At 63.7% G+C, this 26,295-nt stretch carries 18 protein-coding genes; 8 read left to right on the top strand and 10 right to left on the bottom strand.

The window, feature by feature from the left end:
- Window positions 1-247: 247 nt before the first annotated feature.
- From H8B03_RS08270 to H8B03_RS08290, 5 genes are all read right to left on the bottom strand, one after another.
- Entirely contained in the window at window positions 248-1,135 is an 888-nt protein-coding gene (locus H8B03_RS08270) for a dienelactone hydrolase family protein (RefSeq protein WP_193141274.1), read from the bottom strand.
- The gene (locus H8B03_RS08275) at window positions 1,135-2,793 is read right to left on the bottom strand and encodes an alpha/beta-hydrolase family protein (RefSeq protein WP_193141275.1); all 1,659 of its coding nucleotides are present in this window, start codon (window positions 2,791-2,793) and stop codon (window positions 1,135-1,137) included. Before H8B03_RS08275 ends, H8B03_RS08270 begins: the two co-directional genes overlap by 1 nt.
- Window positions 2,794-2,875: 82 nt before the next feature.
- Window positions 2,876-3,604, bottom strand: a complete 729-nt coding sequence (gene arsH / locus H8B03_RS08280; protein WP_193141276.1) for an arsenical resistance protein ArsH — start codon at window positions 3,602-3,604, stop codon at window positions 2,876-2,878.
- Window positions 3,579-4,001 (bottom strand): arsenate reductase (glutaredoxin), encoded by a 423-nt coding sequence (gene arsC / locus H8B03_RS08285; protein ID WP_193141277.1) that lies wholly within the window; start codon window positions 3,999-4,001, stop codon window positions 3,579-3,581. The genes arsH and arsC overlap by 26 nt, the downstream gene beginning before the upstream one ends.
- A gap of 130 nt (window positions 4,002-4,131) precedes the next feature.
- Complete coding sequence (locus H8B03_RS08290) at window positions 4,132-4,740, bottom strand: TetR/AcrR family transcriptional regulator (RefSeq protein WP_193141278.1); 609 nt, start codon at window positions 4,738-4,740, stop codon at window positions 4,132-4,134.
- 106 nt (window positions 4,741-4,846) lie between these two features.
- Here H8B03_RS08290 and H8B03_RS08295 point away from each other — a divergent pair, with 106 nt between their 5' ends.
- From H8B03_RS08295 to H8B03_RS08320, 6 genes are all read left to right on the top strand, one after another.
- Window positions 4,847-5,989, top strand: a complete 1,143-nt coding sequence (locus H8B03_RS08295; protein WP_193141279.1) for an efflux RND transporter periplasmic adaptor subunit — start codon at window positions 4,847-4,849, stop codon at window positions 5,987-5,989.
- 1 nt (window position 5,990) lies between these two features.
- On the top strand, window positions 5,991-9,131 hold the full coding sequence (locus tag H8B03_RS08300; RefSeq protein WP_193141280.1) for an efflux RND transporter permease subunit: 3,141 nt from the start codon (window positions 5,991-5,993) through the stop codon (window positions 9,129-9,131).
- Window positions 9,132-9,220: 89 nt separating this feature from the next.
- Entirely contained in the window at window positions 9,221-9,892 is a 672-nt protein-coding gene (locus H8B03_RS08305) for a response regulator (RefSeq protein WP_394355454.1), read from the top strand.
- An 88-nt stretch (window positions 9,893-9,980) separates the two neighbouring features.
- Complete coding sequence (locus H8B03_RS08310) at window positions 9,981-11,120, top strand: FIST N-terminal domain-containing protein (protein WP_319022453.1); 1,140 nt, start codon at window positions 9,981-9,983, stop codon at window positions 11,118-11,120.
- A complete protein-coding gene (locus H8B03_RS08315) occupies window positions 11,117-13,327 on the top strand; it encodes a PAS-domain containing protein (protein ID WP_193141281.1) in 2,211 nt (736 codons plus the stop codon). The genes H8B03_RS08310 and H8B03_RS08315 overlap by 4 nt, the downstream gene beginning before the upstream one ends.
- 168 nt (window positions 13,328-13,495) lie before the next feature.
- Window positions 13,496-17,347: a calcium-binding protein gene (locus H8B03_RS08320; protein WP_193141282.1), complete on the top strand. Its 3,852-nt coding sequence runs from the start codon at window positions 13,496-13,498 to the stop codon at window positions 17,345-17,347.
- Window positions 17,348-17,359: 12 nt separating this feature from the next.
- On the opposite strand, the gene hemP is transcribed toward H8B03_RS08320, so the two are convergent.
- On the bottom strand, window positions 17,360-17,527 hold the full coding sequence (gene hemP, locus H8B03_RS08325) for a hemin uptake protein HemP (RefSeq protein WP_193141283.1): 168 nt from the start codon (window positions 17,525-17,527) through the stop codon (window positions 17,360-17,362).
- 256 nt (window positions 17,528-17,783) lie between these two features.
- On the opposite strand from hemP, the gene H8B03_RS08330 reads away from it, so the two are divergent.
- The gene (locus tag H8B03_RS08330) at window positions 17,784-18,794 is read left to right on the top strand and encodes an IS30 family transposase (protein ID WP_193141284.1); all 1,011 of its coding nucleotides are present in this window, start codon (window positions 17,784-17,786) and stop codon (window positions 18,792-18,794) included.
- 111 nt (window positions 18,795-18,905) lie between these two features.
- Here the strand turns inward: H8B03_RS08330 and H8B03_RS08335 are convergent, their stop codons facing one another.
- The 4 genes from H8B03_RS08335 to H8B03_RS08350 form a co-directional block, all read right to left on the bottom strand.
- Window positions 18,906-19,322, bottom strand: coding sequence for a PIN domain-containing protein (locus H8B03_RS08335; RefSeq protein ID WP_193141285.1), 417 nt, complete (start codon window positions 19,320-19,322; stop codon window positions 18,906-18,908).
- Window positions 19,319-19,564: a type II toxin-antitoxin system PrlF family antitoxin gene (locus H8B03_RS08340; protein ID WP_193141286.1), complete on the bottom strand. Its 246-nt coding sequence runs from the start codon at window positions 19,562-19,564 to the stop codon at window positions 19,319-19,321. The genes H8B03_RS08335 and H8B03_RS08340 overlap by 4 nt, the downstream gene beginning before the upstream one ends.
- Window positions 19,565-19,668: 104 nt before the next feature.
- Window positions 19,669-21,039: an aspartate aminotransferase family protein gene (locus H8B03_RS08345; protein WP_193141287.1), complete on the bottom strand. Its 1,371-nt coding sequence runs from the start codon at window positions 21,037-21,039 to the stop codon at window positions 19,669-19,671.
- Window positions 21,040-21,186: 147 nt separating this feature from the next.
- Entirely contained in the window at window positions 21,187-21,657 is a 471-nt protein-coding gene (locus H8B03_RS08350; protein WP_193141288.1) for an Lrp/AsnC family transcriptional regulator, read from the bottom strand.
- Window positions 21,658-21,923: 266 nt separating this feature from the next.
- Here H8B03_RS08350 and H8B03_RS08355 point away from each other — a divergent pair, with 266 nt between their 5' ends.
- On the top strand, window positions 21,924-26,282 hold the full coding sequence (locus H8B03_RS08355) for a peptidoglycan-binding protein (RefSeq protein ID WP_193141289.1): 4,359 nt from the start codon (window positions 21,924-21,926) through the stop codon (window positions 26,280-26,282).
- The last annotated feature ends 13 nt before the right edge of the window (window positions 26,283-26,295 follow it).

The following is a 26,295-nucleotide window of genomic DNA, read 5'->3' on the forward strand; positions in this document are numbered from 1 at the left end:
TATTTCCGGTAACTAATGGTAAATATTCTCCAATTTCAGGTACCAGAATTCCATACCCGGTGTTCAACCACAGGTGGCCTGACCCCGAAAATCTACTGTATTTTCCCGCCGAACGCTTCGATTGCGCAAACACACGCTCTGGTTGCGACCGACCGAATCAGGAACACTTGATGCCAGCCAAAAGGCCGAATCAGGACCATCTGCGCGGATTCTTGCCCAACATTCGGCTTTTTTTCGCTGATGGGATTCAGTTTCCCGGGGCAGATTCCGGCGCTGAAATGCGCGTGACGAAATCGCGCCCGAGTCCCAGGGCCGTTGCGGTGGCTTCGGGGCTGAATTCCAGCGTGCTGAGCGCCTCACGCTCTTGCTGGTCGAACCCATGCGTGGCGTTTTCCAGCACCGTGAAGGCCACCGGACGTACGGCGGTTTGCCCGGTCGCGATGTCGAGACAGGCTTGCTCGTCGGTGATCTCGTCGTCCCGGACAAGGATCATTTCCACCGGAATCTCCGCCGCCCAGCCTTGGCGTGCGGCCAGGCTGCCCGGACCGCAATAGGGATAGGAGACCAGCGCGCCCAACACCCCGGCCAGACCGCGCGCCTGCGGATCGCCTGGCCAGCGGGTCAGCCCCTGCGGCGGACGCGGGGTCGCGGCCTGGCTGAGCAGATCCATCACCGCCCAGCCGCCATGCGACGCCCCGAACAGCAGCAGGCGGTCAGGGTCGGCAAAGGCCATGGCGCGCACATCTTCCAGCGCGACGGCCAGATCTCCGGCGCGTTCGGTCCCGGTGAAGATCTGGCCGGCGCAGATCAGCCGCCAGACCTGAAAATCCAGGTAGTCGCGCGGCGCGTGACTGTCGACCATCACCGCGGCCCAACCCTGTTCGTTCAGCATCCCGGCCCATCGCGCCATATTGTCATGCGGCCCGTCGCAGCCCGACGCCAGCAGCGCCGTGGGGAAGGGGCCTTGCCCGCTGTCGGGCAGATACACCTTGTAGTAGGGCGACAGCAGCGCCGAGCGTTCTTCCGGTGTGTCGCGCGGGGTCAGCAGCCCCAGATACCGCGCGCCCATCTGGCCCAGCAGCACAAGGGTCAGCACGCCAAGCCCGATCAGGGCGATCCGCCATGCCCGCCGCATCAGAACGCCGGCCCGCGCCGCAAGAAGATGTCCTTCAGTTCGGCGGCGCGCTGCGGCGTCCAGCCCTCGGGCTCCAGCACCTCGGCCCAGGCATCGATATAGTCGGCGGCGATGTAGTAGTGGCCGAAGCCCTCGACCTGCAGCGAGATCGCCATGTCGAGCGCCAGTTGGAACATGGTGACCACCGGAAACCAGCGGAATTCGGGCGGCACGTCCGGGGCGCGCGGATCGCGCATCCAGTCGGGTCGGCGGAAGGCCGACGTGAAGCTGAAGGCCACGATCGGATCGCTGCCATAGTGCAGGAACACCAGCCGGATCGGCCCCCAGCGCGTGGCCTGGAGATCGAATTCGCCGCTCTGGTTGGTCACCTGTGCCAGCGAGCCATTGCCGAACCGCGGTTGCCATGCCGGACTGTCGGGTTGGCGCTGGTCCCGCATGAATTGCCACAAAGGGCTGATGAACGGTGATCCGGCCCACAGCGCGCCCGACACCGGATCGCCCAGCATGTCCAGGATCGGCAACGAGCTTTGCGAGTTCAGCGCGCCCTGAGACAGCCCGTGCACGTACAGCCTTGGACGCGTGGCCGGGTCCAGTTCAGTCCAGTAGTCATAGACAACATCGTGCAATACGCGGGCCTGTTCGACGCCGTAATCCGGGTTGGCCAGGATCGACAGGACCGAGGTCAGATAGGAATACTGCACCGCCACCGTGGCAACATCGCCACCCAGCATGAAATCCAACGTGTCCTGCCCGCCCGGATCCATCCAGCCGGTGCCCACCGGCACCATCACCACCAGCGCCTTGCGCGAAAACCCGCCCTGCCGGATCAACTCCTGCAAGGCGACTTCGGCCCGTTCCTGCGCGGTTTCTGCCGCGCGGCGCCCGACGTAGACGCGGATCGGATCCATGGCGATGTCGGGCTTGAAGGCGGCAATTTCTTCGCGGGTCGGCGCCGTGGCGACGAAGGCACGGCCCCAGCGGCCCATTTCCTCCCAATCCACCAGCGAGTCCGGCCCGCCGGTCTTGCCCGGTTCCGTGGGCCGCGGGATGTCCGGCTCGATCAACTCGTCGGCGGCCTCGAAAGAGGCGTCGGCGATCTCGAAAGCGCGTTTCACCAGAACCCCGTTGATCAGGCTCCAGAACAGAAACAGCGCAAGGGCCACGCCTATGGCGAACCCGACGCGCGGTGGCAGCACATGGTTGAGCAACGCCGTCAGCCGCCGCTGCACCGCCCCGAACAGCCGCACCAGCACCCATGTCGCGGCAAAGACACCGAATGCCACCGGGGCAATGATGCGCGGATGCGAGGTGTCCACCGGCGGCAGGTGCATGACCACGCGGGTCGCGTTTTGCCAATCGGCGGCGTGCCACAGGCACCAGATGCTGACCACAAGCGCGAAAAGCCCCGCCAGCGCCGTCAGCAGCAGATGCCGCGTCGACGAGAGAACCGGGATGCCCAGAAACCGCCAGCCCCAGGCCATGGCCACGCCGACCTCGTGCCCGATGCCAGCCACCAGCCCGCCCAGAACTCCTTGCATCACAGGATCGCGCGGCAGCAGCGACGGCGTCAGCGACGCGCCGAAAAACAACGCCGCCAGGCACAGGCCCAGCGGCGACACGCGATGCGACAGGGGTGGCGTGGGAATGGCAGGGGTCATGGCAACGTCTCGGAACAGGGGCACATCCGGGGCCACCCTTTCAGTCCGCATCCGACCTGTCCAGCGCGGCGCGGCACCCGGATCAGACCGAACGCTGGTTGACCCGCGCCGACAGGTCCGCCGCGGTTTCCTTGCGTTCGGAATAGCGATCCACAAGATGCGGGCTCAGGTCACGGGTGAGCCAGGTAAATTTCACCAGTTCCTCCATCACGTCAACCACGCGGTCATAGTAGGCCGACGGCTTCATGCGGCCATCCTCCTCGAACTCCAGAAACGCCTTGGCCACCGAAGACTGGTTGGGAATGGTCAGCATCCGCATCCAGCGGCCCAGCACCCGCATCTGGTTGAGGGCATTGAAGCTTTGCGAGCCGCCCGAAACCTGCATCAGGGCCAGTGTCTTGCCCTGACTTGGCCGGATCGCGCCCAGTGTCAGCGGGATCCAGTCGATCTGGCTTTTCAGCACCCCGGTCATGGCGCCATGACGTTCCGGCGAGCACCAGACCATGCCTTCGGACCAGGTCACCAGATCACGCAGATCCTGTACCTTGGGATGGTCGGCCTCGGCATCATCGGGCAGGGGCAGGCCGGCCGGATCGAAGACCCGCGTTTCGGCGCCCAGTCGGGTCAGGATGCGCGCGGCCTCTTCATTCAGCAGACGGCTGTAGGAGCGTTCGCGCAGCGAGCCATGCAGCAGCAGGATGCGCGGCGGATGGGTGGACCGGATCGGCTGGGACAGGGTTTCGCGATCAATGGCGCGAAAGGACGCTTCGTCAAGCTGCGGCGTGTCAGTCAACGCGCTGGCCCTTCTCATCCAGAATGACCGTGCCGTCTTCCTTGACCAGAGGTCCGTCGGGCAGGCGGTCAAGCAGATCCAGCACCGCCTCGGACGGGCGGCAGAGCTTCACCCCCTTGGGCGTGCAGACAATCGGGCGGTTGACCAGCACCGGATGCACCAGCATCGCATCAAGCAACGTCTCGTCACTGACCGAGGGGTCCAGCAGGCCCAGCTCCTCGGCCGGGGACTTGCTGGTGCGCAGGGCGTCGCGCGGGGACAGCCCGGCCGCCGCGAACAGGCCCAGCAGTTGCGGCCGGGTCCAGCCGGTATCAAGGTAGTCGATGACCACGGGATCGTGGCCGGTGGTGCGCAGGATCTCAAGCACGTTGCGAGAGGTGCCGCAGGCGGGGTTGTGATAGATGACGGTGGACAAGGGGCTCTCCGCTACGGGGTCGATGAGTTCTGGTTTCGTGGCCGGGCGGCGTCTGAACCGGGGATCTCGGCCTGCATTTTCGGACTTCACCAATTCATGAATTATCGAAAACCTGCAATCCCGAACCGCCTCAGGCCATCACGCGCCGGGCAGCTTCGGACAGCATCACCTCGATATCGGACTCGAATTCGCAGACCTTGGCCTTGCCGTCGATCAGCAGGAAAGACAGCCCATGCACGAAGGTCCACAGCATGGTCGCGCGCAGCTTCACGTCGCTGTCGATTTCGCTTTTCCCCAACAGCTTGGCCACTTCTGTTTCCACCAGCGTCTTCGTGGGCGGTGCGGCGGCGTCCTCCGGTGACATGGCCCCGCTTTGGTGCGGCCAGCTGAACATCAGGCGGAACACGCTGGGCTCGGCCTGCGCGAAACCGACATAGACCCGGCCCATGGCGATGATGCGCTCAAGATCACCCTCGGGCAGACCCTCCAGCGCCGCTTTCATCTGGGAGAAATGCCGCTCGGCCGCTTCCTCGCAGACCGACCTGAGCATCTCGTCCTTGTTGCGGAAATGGCGATAGGGTGCAGCGGTCGAGACGCCGGCGACTCGACAGGCTTGCGAGACTGAAAAATGGTCCGGCCCTTTCTCTTCCACCAATTGTCGAGTGGCTTCAATCAATTGCGCCCTGAGGTCGCCGTGATGATAGCCGGATTTCTTCTGGATTGTTGGGTCGCTGCTCATGATCCATCTGATGCCCTGTCACGTAGGACTTGTCAAAGTTAGAGATTCTAACTTATGTAAGAGCATCTAACATTCAATCAATGCCCCGCCCGGATCGGAGCCCCCGATGACACAGTCCACATCTTCTTCCAGCCGCGCACGCCGGGCCGCCCGCCGCGCGGCCACGATCCTTCTGACCACGTCCACGGTATTCGGGGCAGGCTACGCGGTGAGGACCGGGGCCCAGGTATTGACAATGCGGGCCGAGGCCACCCAACCCGATGATGTGGCTGCGGCGACGCCGGTCTCGGTGGCCCCTCTGACGATCCTGCCGGGCTTTGAAACCCAGCGGCGGTTCCTGGGGCAGGTGGAGCCTGCCCAGACCGCCGAACTGTCTTTCGAACTTGGAGGCCGGATCGTCGAGATCCTGGTGGACGAAGGCGCAACGGTCGCCAGAGGCACTGCGCTGGCCCGGCTTGACACCGCCCTGATCGAGGCCGAGCAGACCCGCCTTCAGGCCGCCCGCGCGGCTTTGGAGGCCGAACTGACCTTTGCCGAAGCCTCGCTGTCGCGTCGATCAGCGCTGAAGGATCGGGGGTTCTCTCCGACCGAACAACTCGACCAGGCGCGCGCCACCCGAGATGCCTTGCAGGCGCGAATTGCCGAGACCGACGCGGCCATCGCCGCCACAAGGTTGCGGCTTGAGAAGTCCGTCCTGACCGCCCCCTTCGACGGGCGGATCGCGGCACGGCGCGTCGATACCGGCACGACCGTGGCCGCCGGGCAGGGCGTGGTGCAACTGATGGAGGACGACAGGCTTGTCGTGCGGGTCGGGCTGCCGGTCTGGGCCGACCCGGCCGCGTTGACCGATCTGACGGTGTCGATCGCCGGGCGTGACCTGCCGGCCAAGGTGCAGACGGTGCGCCCCGACATTGATCCGGTGACACGGACCCGCACCCTGTTGCTGTCGGTGCAAAGCGACGGTGCCCCGGTTCTGGGCCAGACCGCCGTGCTGACGGTGACGCGGCAGGTGGCGATGGCAGGCGCCTGGGTGCCGTTACGCGCCTTGCGCGAAGGAACGCAGGGGGTGTGGACAGTGTTCACTGTCGATGCCGACAATCGCGTCCGGCCGGCGGCGGTGGAACTGCTGCACAGCGAGGCCGACCGCGCCTTCGTGCGGGGCAGTTTCCCCGATGGCGCGCGGCTGATCCAGGCAGGGCCGCACCGGGTGACCCCCGGCCAGTTGGTCCGCGTGACCGGGGCGGGCTGAGATGGAAACCCTGACCTTTCGCCAGCCGCGCCTGGTGGCGCTGATCCTGCTGGTGCTGATCGCCTCGGGACTGGCCTCGCTGCTGTCGCTGGGACGGCAGGAAGATCCCACCATCACCAACATCTTTGCCACGGTCACCACCAATTTCCCCGGCGCCGATCCCGGTCGCGTCGAAGCGCTGGTCACCGCCGAGATCGAAGAGGAACTGCGTCGCATCGAAGAGGTCGACACGGTCACTTCGGTCTCGGGGCAGGGGGTTTCGGTGGTGTCCATCGAACTGCTGGAAACCCTGGACGCCGCTGTCATCGAACAGGCCTGGACCGAAGCCCGTGCCGCCGTCGATGATGCCCGCGCCCGCTTTCCCGAAGGCGTCGGCGCGCCGGAGTTCGACAGCGAGGGCATCGCCGCCTATTCCGCCGTGGTCGCTGTCAGTGCTGAACACGCGGGCGTGCCCCTGCCGATCCTCAGCCGTCATGCCGAAGCACTGGCCGACCGGTTTCGCGGCATTCCCCAGACCCGCGCCGTCAACCTGTTCGGCGTGCCGGACGAAGAAGTTCTGGTCTCGGTCGATCCGGCACAGGCCGCCGCCCTGGGCCTGACCGCCGATCAGATCTCGGCCGCGATCCGGGGGGCCGACGGCAAGGTGCAGGCCGGCCGGTTGCAGGCCGACCGCACGGATATCTCCATCGCCATCTCGGGCGAGGTCACCGCACTGGACCGTTTGCGCGACGTGGTGCTTCGCGAAGGCCCCACTGGTGCTGTCACCCGTCTGGACGACATCGCCACGGTCAGCCGGGGCGCAAAACAGCCCGCCGATGAACTGGCCCTGTCGGACGGCAAACCCGCCGTGCTGATCGGGGTGCTGGCGCAGGACGGGGTGCAGATCGACCGCTGGATGGATCTGGTGCGGGCGGAACTGACCCATGGCGCCGACGCGGTCCCGGTGGGCATCGCCGAAACGCTGGTGTTCGACCAGTCCACCTATACCGCGGCGCGGCTGGCGGATGTGGGCACCAACATGGCCATCGGCGTCGGGCTTGTGGTGGCGGTTCTGTTCGTCACGCTGGGGGTACGCGCCGCGATGATCGTGGCACTGGTTCTGCCGGTGGTCAGCCTTGCCACCCTGGCGACGATGAACGCCATTGGCCTGCCCATTCACCAGATGTCGGTCACCGGGCTGATCGTGGCGCTTGGCCTGCTGGTCGATGCCGCCATCGTCATGTCCGACGAGATCCGGCAGCGGTTGCAGGCAGGGATGGCGCGGGTCGAGGCGGTGGGCGACTCCGTGCGTCGTCTGGCAGCGCCGCTGCTGGCCTCGACCATCACCACGGCGCTGTCGTTCACGCCGATGATCCTGCTGCCCGGACCGGCGGGCGATTTCGTCGGCGCCATCGCCATCGCCGTGGTGATGATGCTGTTCTGGTCGCTGATCGTGGCCCTGACCGTCACGCCCGCGCTGGCCGGCTGGCTGCTGCCGCGCGGTGATGGCGGTGGCGTGCTGGCCTCGGGGATCAGGGGCGGCGCGCTTGGCCGGGCCTTCGGCGTCTCGATCCGCTGGTCGCTGGCCCATCCGGTGAAATCGGTGGCCCTGGCGCTGGTCCTGCCGATGCTGGGTTTTGCCAGCTTCCCCTCCCTGAAGGCCCAGTTCTTCCCCGGCGTAGAGCGCGACCAGTTCTATCTTGAGGTCCAGATGCCCCCCGGCACCGCCATCGGCGAGACCCGCCGCCTTGTGGGCGAGATCGACACCATCCTCGGGCAGGAAAGCGACGTGCGCTCGCGCTATTGGTCCATCGGCAAGTCGGGACCGGCGTTCTACTACAACATCACCGGCGGACGTTCGCGCGAGCCGGGGTTCGCCCAGGGCATGGTGACCACCACCACCGACGCCGCGGCGGCCCGGCTGGTGCCGGAGCTTCAGGCGCGGCTGGATGTCGAGTTTCCGCAAGCCCGCATTGTGGTGCGCGGTTTGGTGCAGGGTCCGCCGGTGGACGCGCCGGTCGAATTGCGCTTCGTCGGTCAGGATATCGCCGTGCTGCGCGAACTGGCCGATGAAGCCCGCGCCATCATGGCCGATCTGAACACCATCACGCAGGTGCGCAGCTCGATCTCGGGTGGGGCGCCGCAACTGCGGTTCGACATCGACGAAGACAAGGCCCGGCTGCTGGGGCTGAACCTGACGGATGTGGCGCGCCAGCTTGAGGCCGGGCTGGTGGGCGTCACCGGCGGGTCGCTGGTTGAAGGGACCGAGCAATTGCCGATCCGGGTTCGCTTTGGCGACGGGCTGCGCGCCGATCTGATGGCCATTGCCGACCTGCCGATCCTGCCGCCCGATGCCGCCAAAATCGCCGCGTCGGGGGCCTTTCCCGGCGTGCCCATGTCGGAACTGGCCAGCCTGCGGCTGGAGCCGTCGGAAAGCACCATCACCCGCCACAATGGCGCGCGCGCCAACACCGTGCAGGCCTTCCTGATCCCCGATCTTCTGCCGGAGGAAGCCTTGCAGGCGGTGCAGGCCGATCTGGCAGACGCCGGGTTCACGCTGCCGGCGGGTTACCGGCTCGAAATCGGCGGCGACTCTGATGCGCGGTCCAGTACGGTGAACAACCTCATGGCCTCGCTGGGGGTGATTGCCACCTTAACAACGGCCACCATCGCGCTGACATTCAACTCTTTTCGCCTGACAGCCGTGGCGCTGGCAGTCTGCGTGCTGTCGGCGGGTCTTTCGCTGCTGGCGCTGGCGGTGCTGCAATATCCGTTCGGGATCACCGCCATCATCGGGGTCATAGGCTCCATCGGCGTGTCGATCAATGCGGCCATCATCATCCTGACCGGGTTGCAGGCCGATCCGGATGCGGCGGCGGGGGATCGCGCGGCCATGGCACGCGTGGTCACCGGCTCAAGCCGGCACATCGTCTCGACCACCATCACCACGTTCGGAGGGTTCCTGCCGTTGATCCTTGCCGGTGGCGGTTTCTGGCCGCCCTTTGCGGTGTCGATCGCGGGCGGGGTGCTGTTGTCGACGGTGGTGTCCTTCTATTTCACACCGCCGCTGTTTGCCCTGATCCAGCGCCGGACACCCAACCCGGCCGGGCAGGCGACGCGCACCCCGGCTGCCGCTCCCAGTTTGCGGATGGCCGCCGAATGACCGGTCTACGACTTTCGCACCAGTTCACGGATCGGGCCTGCCCATGTTAGCTTGAGACCGCAACACCAGGTCGCAAGGAGAAGTCCGGAGTGCTCAGCGCCCAGAACCCCACCAGAACCGCCATGATCGTGGACGATCACCCGTTGTTCTGCGACGCCCTGTCGATTGTCCTGACCAGTGCCGCCGGGATCTCCAGCGTCACCACCGCGGACTCGTTGAACGACGCGCTGGAGGTTCTGAATGACGGCCCGCTGCCCGACGTGCTGCTGCTGGACCTGAACCTGCCGGATGTGAACGGGCTGGACGGGCTGCTGCGGTTGCGCGCCCGGCACCCGGACCTGCCGCTGCTGGTGGTGTCCTCCATGTCCGACAACCGCACCGTTTCGGCCACATTGCGTGCCGGGGCCCGCGGCTTCGTGCCCAAACACAGCCACCGCGACATCTTCCGCAGCGCGTTCGACGCGATCTGGGCCGGCGAGACCTATCATCCCGAGGGTTATATCGAGCCCGCCACAGAGGATGGCGCGCGCGATGAATCCGTGGCCCGTCTGGCCAGCCTGACCCGGCAGCAGGCCCGCATTCTGCGGCTGATCTGCGACGGCAAGCTGAACAAACAGATTGCCTTTGACCTGTCGATTGCCGAAACAACTGTCAAAGCCCATGTCACGGCGATCATGCGCAAGCTTGGCGTACAAAGCCGTACACAGGCGGTTCTGGTCGCCCAGCAGGCCAGATACGCACATCTTCTGCCCGAGGGATAGAAAAGCCCCGCCCGGAAGATCGTCGCGGACATGGGAGCGTTAGGAGGAGGCGCAACCCCTGGAGCACGACACACTGGCCACCCCCGAGGTGGCAGAGCAAACGACCATCCGGCGCGCCGCTGTCCCGGCACAGCGCCCCGATTGCATGGATATCCTTGCAGCACAGCTTGGGTCTGACCTGGCCCAGCTTTTCCTGTTCGTGGACGCCGATGCGGATTTCGACAAGGTGGTCGCCGCCGCCGGAGCCCGGTTCGAAGGGGTCGAGGTCGTGGCCTGCACCACCGCCGGCGAAATCACCGAAGACGGCTATAGCGAGGGCAACATCGTCGCCGTGGGGTTTCCCCGAAAGCACTTTCAGACATCGACCCTGCTGGTCCCGGATCTGAAAGACTTCGACGCCACCGATCTGACGGACGAAGTGGTGCGCCAGCGTCTGGCGCTTGAAGGCCGGGCCCGCGGTCTTCCCAACGCCTTCGCCTTCCTTGTGATCGACGGCATGAGCCTGCGCGAAGACCAGTTGATGAGTGCCATCTCGTCCGGATTGGCAGCCATGCCGGTCTTCGGCGGCTCGGCCGGGGACGGGGTGCGCTTTGAACAGCCCAAGGTGGCCCTGAACGGCGTGGTGCATCGCAATGCGGCCGTGATCACCCAGGTGCGCACCGATTGCGAACTCAAGGTCTTCAGCCTGGATCACTTCCAGCCGGGCGTCGCGCGCATGGTCGTTACCGGGGCTGAACCCGCCAACCGGATCGTCTGCGAGATCAACGGCCGTCCCGCTGCGCGGGAATACGCCCGCATTCTGGGCAAGAACCCCGACTACCTGTCGCCCTTCACCTTCGCCGCCCATCCACTTGTCGTGCGGGTCGGGGGCCAGCACCATGTCCGGGCCATCCAGCGCGTGACCGACGACGGGGCGCTGGTGTTCTATTCGGCCATAGACGAAGGCATCGTTCTGACGCTGGCCAGATCCGAGAACATGGCCGACCATCTGGACGCCGAACTGGAACGCCTGACCGCCGGTGGCAAGCTGGACACGGTTCTGGCCTGCGATTGCGTGCTGCGCCGGATCGAAGCGACCCAGCATCAGCAAGTGGGGCGCCTGTCGCAGATCCTGCGCAAGCACAATGTCGTGGGGTTCAACACCTACGGGGAACAGGTGGGCGCCAAGCACGTCAACCAGACCATGACCGGCGTCGCCTTTTTCCACCCGCAAGGCTCTGCCGAATGATGGATTCACTTCTCGATCCGAATGAGCCGCTTGAAGCGCAGCACGCGCGGCTTCTGAAGATCACCGCCGCGCTGATGAACCGGGTGGAACAGGACACCGACGGCGCAGGCCAAGCCTATGCCCAGTTCGAACGTGCGGTGATCCTGGAAGATCAGGTGCGCCAGCGGACCCTTGAACTTGAGGCAGCGCTGGATCTGCTGAACCGGTCCAACGCGCAACTGGCCGAGGCCAGCCGCGAGGCCGACGCCGCCCGCGCCGACCTGTCCAACGCCATCGAAACCGTGCGCGAGGGATTTGCCCTGTTCAACGAGCATGACGCGATGGTCATGTGCAACAGCCGCTTCGGACTGAAGCTGAAGGACATCCGCCCGCGCCTTGTGCCCGGTCTGACCTTCGGCGACTATGTCGGTCTGGTCAGCCGCAGCCAGTACCTGGCGCTGCCGACGCCCGAGCGCCGCGCCGATTGGGCCGCGCGGCGGCTGAAGCGGCACGGCGACAGCTACGTGATGTTCAACGTCGAACTGGCCGACGATCACTGGTTGCAGGTCAGCGAGCATCGCACCTCGAACGGCGGCACGGTGATCCTGCAAACCGACATCACCGACGTGATCCGCATCGGCCGCGAGGAGCGTGACAAACTGCTGGATCAGCAGGCACGCATGGTCCGCGCCACGCTGGAGCATCTGAACCAGGGCGTGGCGATCTTCGACCAGGGGGCCCGGCTGGTGGGATGGAACACCCGCTTTACCGACTTGCTGGGGCTGGCGCCGTCGCGGGTCATGATGGGCGCCAGTTTCGACGGCATGACCGAGGAATTGCGCGAGCGTTTCACCATCTCGGACGAGGCGCAATTGCGGCAGTTGGAAACCTGGCGCAACGGCGGCAAGGCAACAGCGCCGCTGTCCTTCGAACTGTCCGGCCCGGACCGGCTGTCGCTGGACACTTTCGCGCGCAAACTGCCCGATGGCGGTTTCGTGGTCTCGCTGACCGATGTCACCGCCATCCGCGAAGCGGCACGGGCGCTGACCGTGGCCAACGAAACGCTGGAACACCGGGTGACCGAGCGGACGCTGGAACTGGAAGACGCGGTGGAGGCGGCCGAGCGCGCCAATGCCTCGAAGTCCCGCTTTGTTGCTGCGGCCAGCCATGACCTGTTGCAACCCTTGTCGGCGGCCAAGCTGTTCCTTGCCTCGGCCACCGATCACGATCCGAACCCGCTGGTCGACAAGGCGCGGCGGGCGCTGGAAAGCGTCGAGGTGATCATTGACGCGCTGCTCGACATCTCGAAGCTGGACTCTGGCAGCGAGGTCTTCGATATCCGCGCCGTGCCGCTGTCGGAAATCCTGCGGCAACTGGCCGAGGAATTTGCGCCGCTGGCCGCCCAGAAAGGGCTGGAGTTGCGCGTGGTGCCTTCGACGGCGGTGGTGCGCAGCGATCCTGCCTACCTGCGCCGCATCCTGCAAAACCTGATCGGCAACGCCATCCGCTATACCAGCGAAGGCCGGGTTCTGATCGGCGCGCGGCGCATGGGATCGGCCCTGCGGATGGAGGTCTGGGATACCGGCTGTGGCATCGCCGAGGAGGACCAGGAGTTGATCTTCCAGGAATTCCAGCGTCTCGACGCCCGCGCCAGCGCCAGCGAAGGGCTGGGGCTGGGACTGGCCATCGTCGAGCGCGCCTGCGCCCGGCTGGGTCATCCGCTGGGGTTGTGGAGTATTCCGGGGCGCGGCAGCGGGTTCTTCGTCAGCCTTCCGGCCAGCGAAGCCACCGACCCGCGGGTGTCCGCCAAGGCCGATGCTTCGCGCGTATCAACCGCGTGGCGGCTGAAGGACAAGGGGCTGATCGTGCTTCTGGTCGAAGATGATGTGGACTTGCGCCGCGCCATGATGATGCTGCTCGGCAAATGGGATGTCAGCGTGCTGGAAGCCGAAAGCGCCGAGGCCGCCATCAATTTGCTGGAGGAAATCGAGATCGTACCGGATGCGGTGCTGGTGGACTACCAGTTGGGGCAGGGCGCCGATGGCATCGCGCTGACCCAGACCCTGAAGGCGCGCTATGGCCCGATCCCCTCGTGCGTGCTGTCGGCCAACCGGTCACCCGAGTTGCGCCAGCAATGTGCCGAGGCCGGGCTGCCGCTGATCTCCAAACCGATCGACGCCTCGCGACTGGAGAGTTTCCTGCTGAGCAGCCTGGACCCGAACGCCTAGGCGCGGAACACTGCCCCCCCGGTCTGCGATGCCGCGCCCCTTCCGAAACCCGCCCGTATGCTCGATGTTTCACGATAAGCAAAAACTTGCCTAAAAATGCCCCTTGCCCTAGCGTCTGAAAAGGATTGCCCGATTGGGCACAATTTTATTACAGCGAGAGGCCTTGAAATGACGACTTATGTGCTCAATGCCCATGCAATTGAATTTGATTTCAACGACAATACCGTGTCCGTCGGCACATCAACCTTGTCGATCGTGGTCGGCCCGGGCGGATCACCGCACCTGAATTACACGCTGTCACCGACGCAGGCCACGGACAACGATCTGACTGAAGTTCTTTTTGATACGAACGACTTGTACGGCGGGTACTTCGGCGGCCCGTTCGAATACGACGTGGATATTGACGAAGAATCCATCGGGATCGTGAATTGGATCGATGCCGGGGGCACGCCGCGATCCACGACAATCCTGACCTTTGCGGGCGATGACCAGACCGCGTCATCAGCCTTCCTGTTCATCGTGCCGATCGGTGGCGACATGCTGCCCAACCTGAACACCGTGGCGGCCTGGGACGGTTTCACCGGCGGCAATGGCATGAACAATCCAAGGATCACGTCATTCGATGATCCCCCGTTCAATCCCGGAGACGACATCCCGCTAACCGGTATCGGGGCCTTCTCGGCGACAGTCACGCAAGACGATATCATCGTGGATGAGACCGATCCCAACGAAAGTGTCTTCTACGACGCCGGTCCCGGCAACGACGAGATCTATGGCGACGACGCCTGGGTCCACGCAACCCTGGGATCCGGCGCCGACTATCTGCAAGGCGGCGCGGGCGGCGCTGTCGTGGATTATTCCAGAGAAACGGGTTCCAATCCGGTGACAGTCCACCTTGGAAACAACACCGCCACCGATACCCATGGCGACACCGATACACTGGTCAATGTTGTCAGCGTCATCGGCTCGGCCTTCGACGACACGCTCACCGGATCGAACCAATACGATGATCTGACCGGCGGCAATGGCGACGACAGTATCTCGGGCCTGGACGGGGACGACTTCCTGCAGGCGGGCAACGGCAACGACACTTTTGACGGTGGCCTTGGCAGCGACACAGTCAATTTCGAACCGATCGGCACAGCCGTCATCGTCAACAATACCGGGACCATGCAGGCCGGTGTGGCAGGATTCACCGCCAACAAGGGCGCGGCCGGAAACGACAGCCTGTTCAACATCGAGAATTTTCACGGCGCCAACCTGACGGCCTCGGGCGATCAGATCTATCTGACCGGCCAGAATGCCTATGTTTTTGACCGCGCTGGCGACGACCATGTCGAGGTGACGGACAACACCATCGCGGGCGGGATCACCTTCTTTGTGGGCTCCGGGAACGACACCTTCATCGGCTCCACCAACGGCTGGGATACACTCGCGCTGCAATCCGACATCTACGATGCTCTGGGCGCAGTCACCCAGGGCGTGACCGTCACCTTCACGGACCAGGGTGCAGGCAGTCTGACCGACGGCTGGGGGTTCACGGACCAGTTCCAGAACATCGAAGAAATAAGAGCCACACGCTTTGCCGATACTATCAACGGCCATGATGGCGATGAGTATTTCTTTGGAGGGGACGGCAACGATACCCTGAATGGCGGAGCTGGCCGGGACGACCTGGAGGGTGGTAGCGGAAATGACACCATCGACGGCGGCGACGGCAGCAGAGACGAAGTGCGCTACGACAATGAGGAGCGTAATAGCGGCGGCACCCAGGGAGTGGTGGTCAACTTCCTGACCGGCACCGCGACCGACACCTTTGGCGACACCGACACGCTAAGCAACATCGAGGAAGTGCGCGGCACCTCGCACGCCGACAGCTTCACCGGCAGCGCCGCTGCGGAAGAACGCTTCCGGGGCTATGCCGGCGACGACACGTTCCTTGGCGGCGACGGGCGCGACCGGATCGACGGGGGCGCGGGCGACGACATGATCGACGGCGGCGACGGCACTCGCGACCAGGCCCGCTACCAGGACGACCACAATGACGGCGGCTTCCTGGGGATCGATGTTGATCTTGCGCTGGGAACGGCGACCGACACCTTTGGGGATACCGACACGCTGGTCGGCATCGAACAGATCAACGGGTCGAACTTCAACGACGTGATCCGCGGCGACGATCAGGACAATGCTTTCTGGGGCGGCTTTGACGGTGACGACCTGATCGAGGGCCGCGCCGGGAACGACTATCTGTCCGGGGGTGCCGGCAATGACACCCTTGATGGTGGGGCCGACTGGGATACTGTCGGCTATGAATTCGATGATCAGGACGGCGGCACGCAAGGCGTCACGGTCAATCTTTCGCTGGGTTCCGCCACCGATACGTTCGGCGACACGGATACCCTGATTGGTATCGAGGAAATCCGCGGCTCTGTCTTTGACGATAACATCACCGGCGACGCCAACGACAACAGGCTGCGCGGCGAGGCTGGCGACGACGTCATCAATGGCGGCAACGGCAACGACAGGCTCTGGGACGGCGATGGCGACGACCAGGTGAACGGCGGCAACGGCGACGACACCATCGAGACCGGCAGTGGCAATGATGTCTTCAACGGTGGCGCCGGAATCGATACCATCTTCACGGATCTTTCGACCGCAACCCCCCAACAATTCATCGTCGAATTCAACCTCGCCACCGGCGACATGGGGGCCAAGGGACTGACAATCCTGCGCGACACGCTGATCGCCATCGAGAACTTCACCCTGATCGGCGACTTCGACGTCGAAGCCGTGGGAAATGGCGGGGCCAATGTCTTCACGCTGGATCTGGGCGATGACACGGTGACTGCCGGGGCCGGAGACGACGAGGTCTCGGGCGGCGGCGGTGACGACATGCTGGACGGCGGCGGCGGCTCGGACCAGCTGTTCGGGCAGCAGGGCAATGACATGCTGATCGGCGGCTTTGCCAATGACTTCCTGTTCGGCGGTTCGGGCGACGACGATCTGTCGGGCGGCGACAGCAACGACCAGTTGTTCGGCGGTTCGGGTGCAGACACAATGGACGGCGGCAACGGCTCGGACCTGTTTGTCATCGACGGGTTCGACACGGTGACCGACACCGGCACCGGCGGCTATGACAAGGCGCAGATCGCCAGCGCCAGTGGAGACAGCGTGTCGATGGCCGGGTGGAGCGGCGTCGAGCGCGTCAATGGCAACGCGGGCAACGACCAGATCGACGGCTCGACCGCCAACGATGCGCTGCTGCTGTTCGGGAGTGGCGGAGACGACACGCTGACCGGCGGGTCGGGCGATGACGTGCTGATCGGTGGTGATGGCAATGACACGCTGACCGGCAATGATGGCAACGACATCATGCTGGGCGCTGCGGGCAACGACACCTTCGACGGCGGCGCGGGCAACGACGTATTCTACATCGGCGAAAGCGGCGATGTGGTCAGCGACGGCGGGGCCGGGTTCGACAAGGCGGTGATCTATGACACCAACGGCCTGAGCCTGAACGTCGGCAGCTGGATCGGGGTCGAGCGGATCATGGGTCTGACCGGCGACGACACCATCGACGCCACCGGGCTGGCAACCTCGGTGACGCTGGTGGGCGGTGCTGGCAACGATGTGCTGACCGGCGGGTCCGATGCGGACGTGTTCTTCGGCGGGGCCGATGACGACACGCTTCTGGGCGCGGCGGGCGATGATGCGCTCATCGCGGGCGCGGGCAACGACATGCTGGACGGTGGCGCGGGCAACGACTTCTACCTTGGCGGTCTTGGCGCGGATGTTTTCGCCTGGACCGACGGGTTTGGCCGCGACGTGGTGAAGGACTTCACCGATGGCGTCGACCGGCTGGACTTCTCGGGCCACAGCACGGTGAATGCGCTGTCGGATCTGACCATCACCCAAAGCGGCAACCACACCATCGTGGCGATGGTCAACGGCACCGACCAGGTGACGCTGGCAGACACTCTGGCCAGCACGGTCACCGGGACCGATTTCGACTTCGTCTGAAGCCGAAGCGGTCTACTTGGTCAGGATCAATTTGCCTTGCCGCGTGATGCGCAGGGTATAGATCGCCTGGTCCAGCTTGATCTGGGCCAGCACGCCGCCCTTTGTCAGATCGCGCGCATCGTACAGCGGCAGGATTTCCTCGGCGCCATCTTCGATGGAGGTCGGAGCAGCATATTTCATCTTGGGTCAATTCCTGGAAGTTCGAAGCTTGCGCTTCGTATCGGCCTGATGTGGCTGGCTCATGGCGTCACGAGTGGCTTGCGCAATAATAACTGACAAATACACTCTACTAATTCAAGAAGAAATTCCAATGCCCACGTATTCAGGCGTTTTATTACCATAATCTTGATTACTCGGCTGATCTTTCCGAGCAGGTGGATTCACAAACGAAGTGCAAATTCTGTACTGAAACAGAGAGTTGCATGGAGCATGAAGAATGGGAAGCCACTACTGCCACCTGAATTTGGATGAACGACGCAAGATAGCAAAGTGGCTTGAAGCCAAAATGCCGATTGCTGAGATTGCGGATCGACTGGGCCGTGACCCCTCCACGATCTACCGAGACATCAAGCGGAACCGATATACGGACAACGAGCTGCCAGACCTGAACGGCTATTACGCGCTGAATGCACAGGACATGTACGAGAAGCGCCGTGCCATCCATCGAAAGATGATCGTGCATCCGGAACTCAAGGAAGCCATTGAAGATCGCCTGAAGGCTGGATGGTCGCCCGAACAGATAGCCGGACGCATGCGACTTGAACACCATCCGATCCGCGTGAGCCACGAGACCATCTATCGGTTTGCCTATTCCAAGGATGGTCGCGACGAACAGTTTTATCGCCACTTGCCTGAACATCGCCGTCGCCGCAGGCCGCGTGGGTATCGCAGGCACAACCGGACCCACATCTTTGATGCCCGAAGCTTGTCACACAGGCCTGACCGCATCTCAGAACGCGCTGAATTCGGCCATTGGGAGTGTGATCTGATGATGTTCCGCAAAGAACATGGGAAGGTAAACGTGACGTCCCTGGTCGAGCGCGTGAGCCGATACGCCGTCGTCATGCGCAACGAGGATCGCCAAACCAAACCCATCATGGAAGCGCTGATCCAGGGGTTGGCTCCCCTGCCCGCCGATGCCCGCCAATCGATCACCTTTGATCGCGGCACCGAGTTCTCAGCCTGGCGGCATCTCAAGGTCGGGATCGGCGCGGATGCGTGGTTCTGTGATCCACAAGCGCCGTACCAGAAAGGCACCGTAGAAAACACGAACAACAGGCTGAGGAAATACCTGCCCCGCTCAACCGAACCGACGGCGCTGACAAATCGATACTTGAGGTCGATTTGCCACCGCCTCAATGCAACGCCGCGCAAATGCCTCGGGTATCACACGCCAGCAGAAGTCTTCGAAACCAAGCTGATGGAAATCCAGAACCGACTGGGATAGATCGACATACTAGGACCTGCACTTCAGTGTGAGTTCACAGCCGAACCGCCGCGCAGACGGTCTGCTTCATCAATCCAAGCGAGTGAAGAGCCATTCGGGGGCGTGTCCGGGTCAGGGCCGAGGCGGCGCAATATCCGACCCAAGCAGATCAACGCGGTCTTCGCGGGCCAGTTTTCGGTCGAAGGTCACCAGGGTTCCGCCCTCGGCCTCCGCTGCCAGACGGATCATCTGATCGGAGAACCCGGCCCCGCCCCGCGCGTACCGCGACACCGCCAGCCCGACACGGTCGGCCGCTTCGATGCACAGTTCCGGGGCCTCCAGCAAACCAATCAGCGCCTGTGCAATGACCTCGCGCTGCAACCCGTAGGCCCGTTCCAGCACCCAGACCAGTTCGACCACCACCTCGCGGCAGACAAACCCCTGATGCGCCGCGCTGAGACTTGACATCAACTCTTCTGCCGCGGCCCATTGTGCGGAGTCGTCCCGTGTCAGGAACCGCACCAGAACATTGGTGTCCAGACCGATCACTCGGGTTTCGCCGTGGCCCCGGCGGCGATGGCCGCGTCGATCTGGTCCTGGCTGCGCGCGGGTTGACCCTCGCGATGCAACAGGCCGCTGAGACTGCGCAGCGGGCGCGGCTTCAGGATCCGAACCTCGCCATCGTCCAGCACCAGATAACGGATCCGGTCGCCCGGCTTCAGTCCAAGGGCATCGCGCACCTGCCGCGGCAGGGTCGTCTGGCCCCGCGATGTGACGGTGGATTCCTGCATGATGGCATCCAATTCAAAACTTACACTTGCATTGCATATAGGGATTTTGCATTACATTTGCAAGCTGCACCCGTCATCCCTGCCCCGCCATTGCGGGCTTGCGATCAGCCCAGAACTTCCGCAACGGACTCGGCCAGCTTGCCGGTAATCTCGTCGGCCTCGGCGCGGGTCAGGCAGAACGGCGGCGCGAAACCCAGAATATCGCCTTGCGGCATGGCCCGGCTGATGACGCCCCAGCGCAGCAATGCACCGTTGAGCGCCGCGCCCATGCCCCTGGCCGGATCGAAGAAGCGGCGGTCGTCGCGATCCTCGACGAATTCGACGGCGCACAGCAGCCCCTCGCCCCGGATCTCGCCCACATGCGGGTGATCCCCCAGCGCATCGATCAACCCTTGCTTGAAATACGCCCCCACCGCGCCCGCGTTGGATACAAGATTTAACTCATCCAGCAGCTTCAGGTTGGCGACCCCCGCCGCGGCCCCGATGGGATGCGCCGAATAGGTCCAGCCGTGGCCGATTGGGCCGAAGCGGTCGGTGCCCTCCTCCAGCACCTTCCAGACGTCTTCCGACACGATCGACCCCGACAGCGGCGCATAGGCCGAGGTCAGCCCCTTGGCGATGGTGATGATGTCGGGCCGAATGCCGTAGTGCTCCGATCCAAACATGCTGCCCAGTCGGCCAAAGCCGGTCACCACCTCATCGGCGATCAGCAGGATGTCATGCTTTTGCAGCACCGCCTGAATGGCGGGCCAATAGCCTTCGGGCGGGGGCACCAACCCGCCGGTGCCAAGGGCAGGCTCACCGATGAAGGCGGCGATGGTGTCGGCCCCTTCCCGGTCGATCAGGGCTTCCAGTTCGGCGACGCAATGGGCCACAAACGCGGCCTCGCTTTGCGAACGGTCTGCGCGGCGGAAGTAATATGGGGCTTCGGTATGGATCACCTGCGTCAGCGGCAGGTCGAATTTCTTGTGAAACACCTCCAGCCCGGTGAGCGAGCCGGTCATCAGCCCCGAGCCATGATAGCCGCGCCAGCGCGAGATGATCTTCTTCTTCTCGGGACGGCCCTTCACGTTGTTGTAGTACCAGACCAGCTTGATGTTGGTTTCGTTGGCGTCCGATCCGCTGAGCCCGAAATAGACTTTCGACATGTGATCGGGCGCGCGGTCCAGGATCATCTTTGACAGGGTGATCGAGGCTTCGGTGCCATGGCCCACATAGGCGTGGTAATAGGCCAGTTCGCGCGCCTGCTCGGCAATGGCTTCGGCAATCTCGGCGCGGCCATAGCCGACGTTGACGCAATAGAGCCCGGCAAAGCCATCCAGCAGGCGGTTGCCGTCGCGGTCTTCAATATGGCACCCAGATCCGCCGGTGATGACCCGCTGCGGCAGGTTCCCCCGCGCGAATTCGGCCAGATGGGTCGAGGGATGGAAGAAATTCTCGCGGTCCCACTGTTCCAATTGATCGTTGTGCAGCATCTGAATGATCCTTCGCTTCCCCGCAGGTCCGGCCGTTTCCGGGCCATAGTGCACCGAACCAGCGGCCGGTTTCCAGCCAGAGAAACACCTGTTCTTGCGCAGGAAATCAGAAGAAACCTTCGGCGCGAGTGGCACCCGGCAGAGGATTTACCCGGCAGCCGGGGGCAGCGGCGCGGGCGCATCCTTGACCGGCTTGGTCACGATATAGCCGAAATAGCGTTCGATCCCCGCGCCAGTGTCCAGCAGGCGATCCATCAGCCGCTGGTAGGCATCCACATCCGCAACCACCACCCGCAGGATATAGTCGATCCCGCCGCCCGTGGCCCAACACGCCTGAACCTGCGGCAGATCCTGCACGAGGGTTTCGAAACGGCGGAAATCCTCGGCCTTGTGGCCCGACAGCGTGACCTCGACGATGACCTCGGTCACCGGAGCAATGCGCCGGATCTCGACCATGGCGCGATAGGCGGTGATCAGCCCGCCCTCCTCCAGCTTGCGCAAGCGCTCCCAACAGGGGCTGGGCGACAGGTTCACCTTCGCGGCCAGCGCGGTCTTGGTGATACGACCGTTGACCTGCAACTCGCGCAGGATGGCCATGTCGAAGGAGTCGAGTTTCACGGGTCGGGTCATGCCGCCTAAGTGTCACGACACGCGCCTTGAGCGCAATCATGGGGAAAAGGCATCCCCCGCAACGGCCAATTCCGATCTGCCCCGGTTTGGCATGGGGCGATACACGAGGTTCCCCTGCGGCAGGTCACCACGGCGGGGGCAGCTTGACCGGCCCGCCAAACGCCGCAACTCTTTTTCCATGGCCAGACTTCACTTTTTGCAAGGTGGGCGGGCGTTTTAGATTGTTTTTGAAATAGGGGGCTGGGGCAAAATTCATGCGGGATCGAATTGCATTTGGACGTGGTTTTCACCGGCTTGTTGTCTCTGCGCTGTGCCTTGGCGGGGTTGCGCTGTTTGATGGTGCCACACAGAAATCTCTTGCCGAAGGTTTTTCCGCGACCCCACCGCTGGTCCTGGCACAGGCAACGACGGCAGGTCTGAGCCAGGGCGAACGGCAAGTCGCGCAGCTGGGCCTGAATGCCCTGGGCATCGACGTGGGAATTGCCGACGGTGTTTTCGGGCCGTCGACCCGGGCAGGCATCCGTCGGTTTCAGCAGGCCCTGGGCGCGCCGCCAACGGGAGAGCTGACCCGCGCGCAATTCGATCGCCTGCAACAGGTCTATCAGCAGGCAAAGGCGGCCGGAACTGTCGACACCCCCCTGTCGCCGGCGGAACTCAGAGAGTTGCAGGGCGGGCTGAAGCTGCTTGGCTTCTACAACGGCAAGATTGACGGGGTGGCTGGCAAGGGCACCAACCAGGCGGTCACCAGATTCTTGCAGAATTCCGGGCATACGCAAGGTCAGATCCCAATGGCCGAGGTGCTGGAACTTGTCCGGACCCAGGTGGCGGGCAAGGCCAATACCCCCGGCAATACGCAACGGGCGGGCCCCAGCTTTTCCTGCGACCAGGCCGGCACGCCGACAGAACATGCGATTTGCGGCTCGGACGGGCTCGCGCTTCTGGATCGGACCCTGGCCGAGGCCTATCAGTACGGCCTGTCACGCCAGCATTCGACCCGCACGGGCGACTTCCGCGAGGGGCAGCGGGCCTGGCTGGCCAGACGCAACGCTTGCGGGGCGAATAAAACCTGCCTGCGCGACGAGATGATGGCGCGGATCGAAACCCTGGCGCCGGGTCAATACACCCAGATCCTTGTCCTGGCCGACCGTCCCGAATTTCTGTCCGTTGGGGTGGGCGATACGCAACAGACGCCGGGGGCATCCCAGGCAGTTCCCGTCGCGGACAATCCGGAACTTGCCGCATTGGCCGCCGAATACGGAATCCCGACGAAGAACGGGTATCTGATTGCGAAGCATCCCCAGATTCTCCTCTCGCCAGAGCCGCACGTCATCGCACCGGATCAACTGCCCACCGCCGACGGGGCCTGGACACGGCTGGAAACGCTGGCCTGGGTGGCGCGGTACCCGGACAGGTTCCAGGAGGGAACGGCCTTTGTCGGATTGGCGGCCAACTTTCTTGAAGGGGCCGCGTTCGATGCCTTTTTCCCGGATCGGGGCAAGCTGAATCAGGCCCTGGCGCGTGGGGGCACCGTTGAAGACTGGAATGTGTACGGGGTGAACCCCTTTGGCGATGAATTCGCCTATGCCGACAAGAAACAGGAGTTCTTTGACGAGATCTTCCCGCGCATTCTTGCCAAGGCCCCGGACTGGCCGTTGCCGATCATGCATGTGGTTCCGTTCAGACTGGGCGCCTATGACACCACGCGCGGCGCCTTCCCCTTGTCGACGGTGATGCTCGGCAATCAAGCTGCCCTTCATGTTGCCAGCTTCGAGTCCCAGGACCGGGTGGTTTCAACCCCGATCGCCTCGGCAGAGTTGATCACCCCTCTTCCGCAATGGCTTGAAATGCCCCTTGAAGAGGCGCGCTTGTTGCGGGCAGGCATACAGGGTGACCAGAACGTGTATCTGGCTTGGTATGCAGAGTTGGACTGGGGCGCAGATGTCGTGGCCCCGCCAGTGTCTGTCGACAGTTCGGTCCAGACGCCGCGCACCCCAAGGGGCACAGCTGCGCTGAAGCACATCGGAATCTACCGCGACGCGCAGGTCAGTGATCCGATCAAGATCTTCGATGTTGCAACCTTCGGAAAAGCATCGCCGACCACCGCGGAGCCACCGAAAAGCGCGGTGTCCGACACCGGCGAGATCGATGTCGCGAAGATAGACCTCGATACAGGGTATTCAATTCTCCGGCAGGCAGCCGATCTGCTGCCGCCGGATTTTGCCCGGAACCTGGCCCTGCGGACCGTGGAAGCGCGCAGAGCGAATGAGTTGGATCAGGCAGAAATCCTTGCCCGGCTGGAGCAGGAGTTCAACAGCTATCCCACGCAGGAGGTCTGGCTGTCGTCAAGCGTCAACCTTGGTCAATACGATACGCAAACAGGCACGTTCGACCTGACCGGTCAGGTGCCAGCATTCCACGCGGGTTCATCCCGCAACAAATACAGCGTGCAATTTCAGGTCACCATGCTGGAACCCGTTGCCCTGGACAAACTGGCGGTGCCGGTCGAAGTCGCCCGGTATCTGATCGAAAGAAAGGACCGCCGCATCAGTCTTGCCTTGCTGGTCGACATTGACCGTGCGGCCATGATCAATGAAGCCACCATCGGCCTGTTCGTTCGGCCCAAGGCTCTGGCCTATTACTATGACGATCACGACACTCAACAAAGGGTTGGTGTGGGATCGAAGACCATCGAGGCCGGCACCGGTCCGTCACAACCCTTGGCCGAAGATTTTTCAGACGATCAGGTGCCTTTCACCATGGCCACGGCCGGTATCCTATATGCCGCGTCCCAGGACGAAGCGGCGCGCGCGCAATTCCTGGACGACTTGATGCCCCTCATCTGGCTGTCCGAGCGCGACGGCTTTGCAGTACCGGGACAGGGGTTCTTTCCAAAGGGCAGCCCGTTTCCATCCGGCGGGGTCGCAACCGCGTTTTTGCCGGAATTCACCGCCTGGGTCGATGCCAAATCCCGGTCCCTGGCGAACAGCACTTTCCTGATTGCGGCTGATGGGCCCAGATCCGGGTCCGAAGGCTGTCGCTTCGGGCGATCGGTTGAGGCCAACACATCCTATGTGCTGTCACCCCTGGGGGCCGAACTTGGCGCCGGGCAGGTTGCTGTGGACAGGCGAGCGCTTGAAAGCCTGCAAACCCCTGCCTTGATGGATCGCGAAATCCTTTTCTATACCGCCAACTGGCAGACGCCCGGAAAGCTGTGCAGCTTTTCCGACTGGAACCTGTTCGCCGAGATTTCCAAGGCCGGCGCACCAGCCTCGCTCAGTCCGAATGGCCAGTACTTGCGCACGGTCAGAAGCTTTGTCGCAAAGCTCGACATGATCGAATTGCGGCCCGGCAATACCCCGCTTCCCGATGTGGTTTTCCGGTTTGATGCCGAAGAGACGCTTTTCCATCAGGCGGGCATCTCTGATGACCGTACCAACCCGGTCCACCGGCTGTCTGCACAGGGACCATCGGCACAAGAGCTGGCCGAAAAGGCGAAGGCAGAAGAAGCCGCGAAGCCCTTTCAGCCCGAGCACAAAGTGTGGAGTGGCAGCTATCAGTGCGCCGGGGTGACCGCCGCGCAGATCACCATGACATTCGACTTCCCGTCGGCGACCCGCGTGACGGCGAATGTTCAATTCAACATCACCGCCCCCAATCCCGAAGCCGGGTCCTTCTCGCTGGACGGCGCGATCGACAAGTCCACCGGGGCCTTTGACTTCACGGGCGGGCGGTGGATCTACAATGCACAGGGCCGACCCGTGCCACAAATGAGCGGGCGCTTTGTCGAAGGCGGCCGCGCGCTCGACCTCACGATGGCTGGCGGCCAATGCTACGGGTTTGATCTTCGGCCCGGAGAGGGAAACGTCACGCAGGCACCGCAGCAAGGCACCCCGCAGCCACAGGTCCAACCCGCGCCAGAGGTGACCGCACCCGCAGACGTGTCGGAACAGGACATTGTCGGCCTGCGCACCGGCATGACGATGGACGAGGCCCAGTCGATCATCCTGCGCGAATTCCGGATCCCCGCCGTCTATGAGGCCAACGCGCCCTCCCCCGGCGATCTGCGGGCGCTGGCATACATGCGCGTGTTCATAAGCGAAAATGCCGACCAGGTGATCGCGCTGTTCTCGCCCAGCCGATCCGAGCCAATCGTCGCGATTGCCCGCCATGTCAACAAGCGCAACGGCCCGTTCGACTATCAGAACCTGGGCGCGCGACTGGTCGAGAAATACGGTGCCACCAGCCATGTTGCCGACGGTCAGACGGCCATGACCTGGTCGGACGGCCCGACCTGCGCGCCGCTGCAATTGCAGGTTCTGCCCCAGCGGTATTTCAACCCGCTGCAAGGGGTCAGTTCCGGCGGCGCCCTGCCCGGCCAAAGCGATCTGCAGTATGCGGTCAGCGACATTGGCGTACTGTTGCCTCCGGACGCCTCCGATCTGCTGCGCAACGCGGAATGCGGGCGCGTCCTGCAATACGGGACCACATCCTATGCGCCGCGAACCGGGGTCTCGGTGTTCAGCCTGTTTCTGGTCGACCTCGAGGCCGTGCGCCGTATCGATGGCGTTCCGGAAGGTCCACAAGGCTCGGGCGGGGATGAGATCAAACTTTAGGGTCAGCGCGCCT

The organism is Meridianimarinicoccus sp. MJW13 (assembly GCF_014901205.1).
Taxonomy (GTDB): domain Bacteria; phylum Pseudomonadota; class Alphaproteobacteria; order Rhodobacterales; family Rhodobacteraceae; genus Meridianimarinicoccus.

Excerpts from the sequence above, each read along its gene's own strand:
- H8B03_RS08345 (WP_193141287.1), bottom strand. The coding sequence starts at position 21,039 with ATGCTGCACAACGATCAATTGGAACAGTGGGACCGCGAGAATTTCTTC.
- H8B03_RS08290 (WP_193141278.1), bottom strand. The coding sequence starts at position 4,740 with ATGAGCAGCGACCCAACAATCCAGAAGAAATCCGGCTATCATCACGGC.
- H8B03_RS08330 (WP_193141284.1), top strand. The coding sequence starts at position 17,784 with ATGGGAAGCCACTACTGCCACCTGAATTTGGATGAACGACGCAAGATA.
- H8B03_RS08295 (WP_193141279.1), top strand. The coding sequence starts at position 4,847 with ATGACACAGTCCACATCTTCTTCCAGCCGCGCACGCCGGGCCGCCCGC.
- H8B03_RS08270 (WP_193141274.1), bottom strand. The coding sequence starts at position 1,135 with ATGCGGCGGGCATGGCGGATCGCCCTGATCGGGCTTGGCGTGCTGACC.
- H8B03_RS08355 (WP_193141289.1), top strand. The coding sequence starts at position 21,924 with ATGCGGGATCGAATTGCATTTGGACGTGGTTTTCACCGGCTTGTTGTC.
- H8B03_RS08275 (WP_193141275.1), bottom strand. The coding sequence starts at position 2,793 with ATGACCCCTGCCATTCCCACGCCACCCCTGTCGCATCGCGTGTCGCCG.
- H8B03_RS08320 (WP_193141282.1), top strand. The coding sequence starts at position 13,496 with ATGACGACTTATGTGCTCAATGCCCATGCAATTGAATTTGATTTCAAC.
- H8B03_RS08340 (WP_193141286.1), bottom strand. The coding sequence starts at position 19,564 with ATGCAGGAATCCACCGTCACATCGCGGGGCCAGACGACCCTGCCGCGG.
- arsH (WP_193141276.1), bottom strand. The coding sequence starts at position 3,604 with ATGAGAAGGGCCAGCGCGTTGACTGACACGCCGCAGCTTGACGAAGCG.
- H8B03_RS08300 (WP_193141280.1), top strand. The coding sequence starts at position 5,991 with ATGGAAACCCTGACCTTTCGCCAGCCGCGCCTGGTGGCGCTGATCCTG.
- H8B03_RS08315 (WP_193141281.1), top strand. The coding sequence starts at position 11,117 with ATGATGGATTCACTTCTCGATCCGAATGAGCCGCTTGAAGCGCAGCAC.
- hemP (WP_193141283.1), bottom strand. The coding sequence starts at position 17,527 with ATGAAATATGCTGCTCCGACCTCCATCGAAGATGGCGCCGAGGAAATC.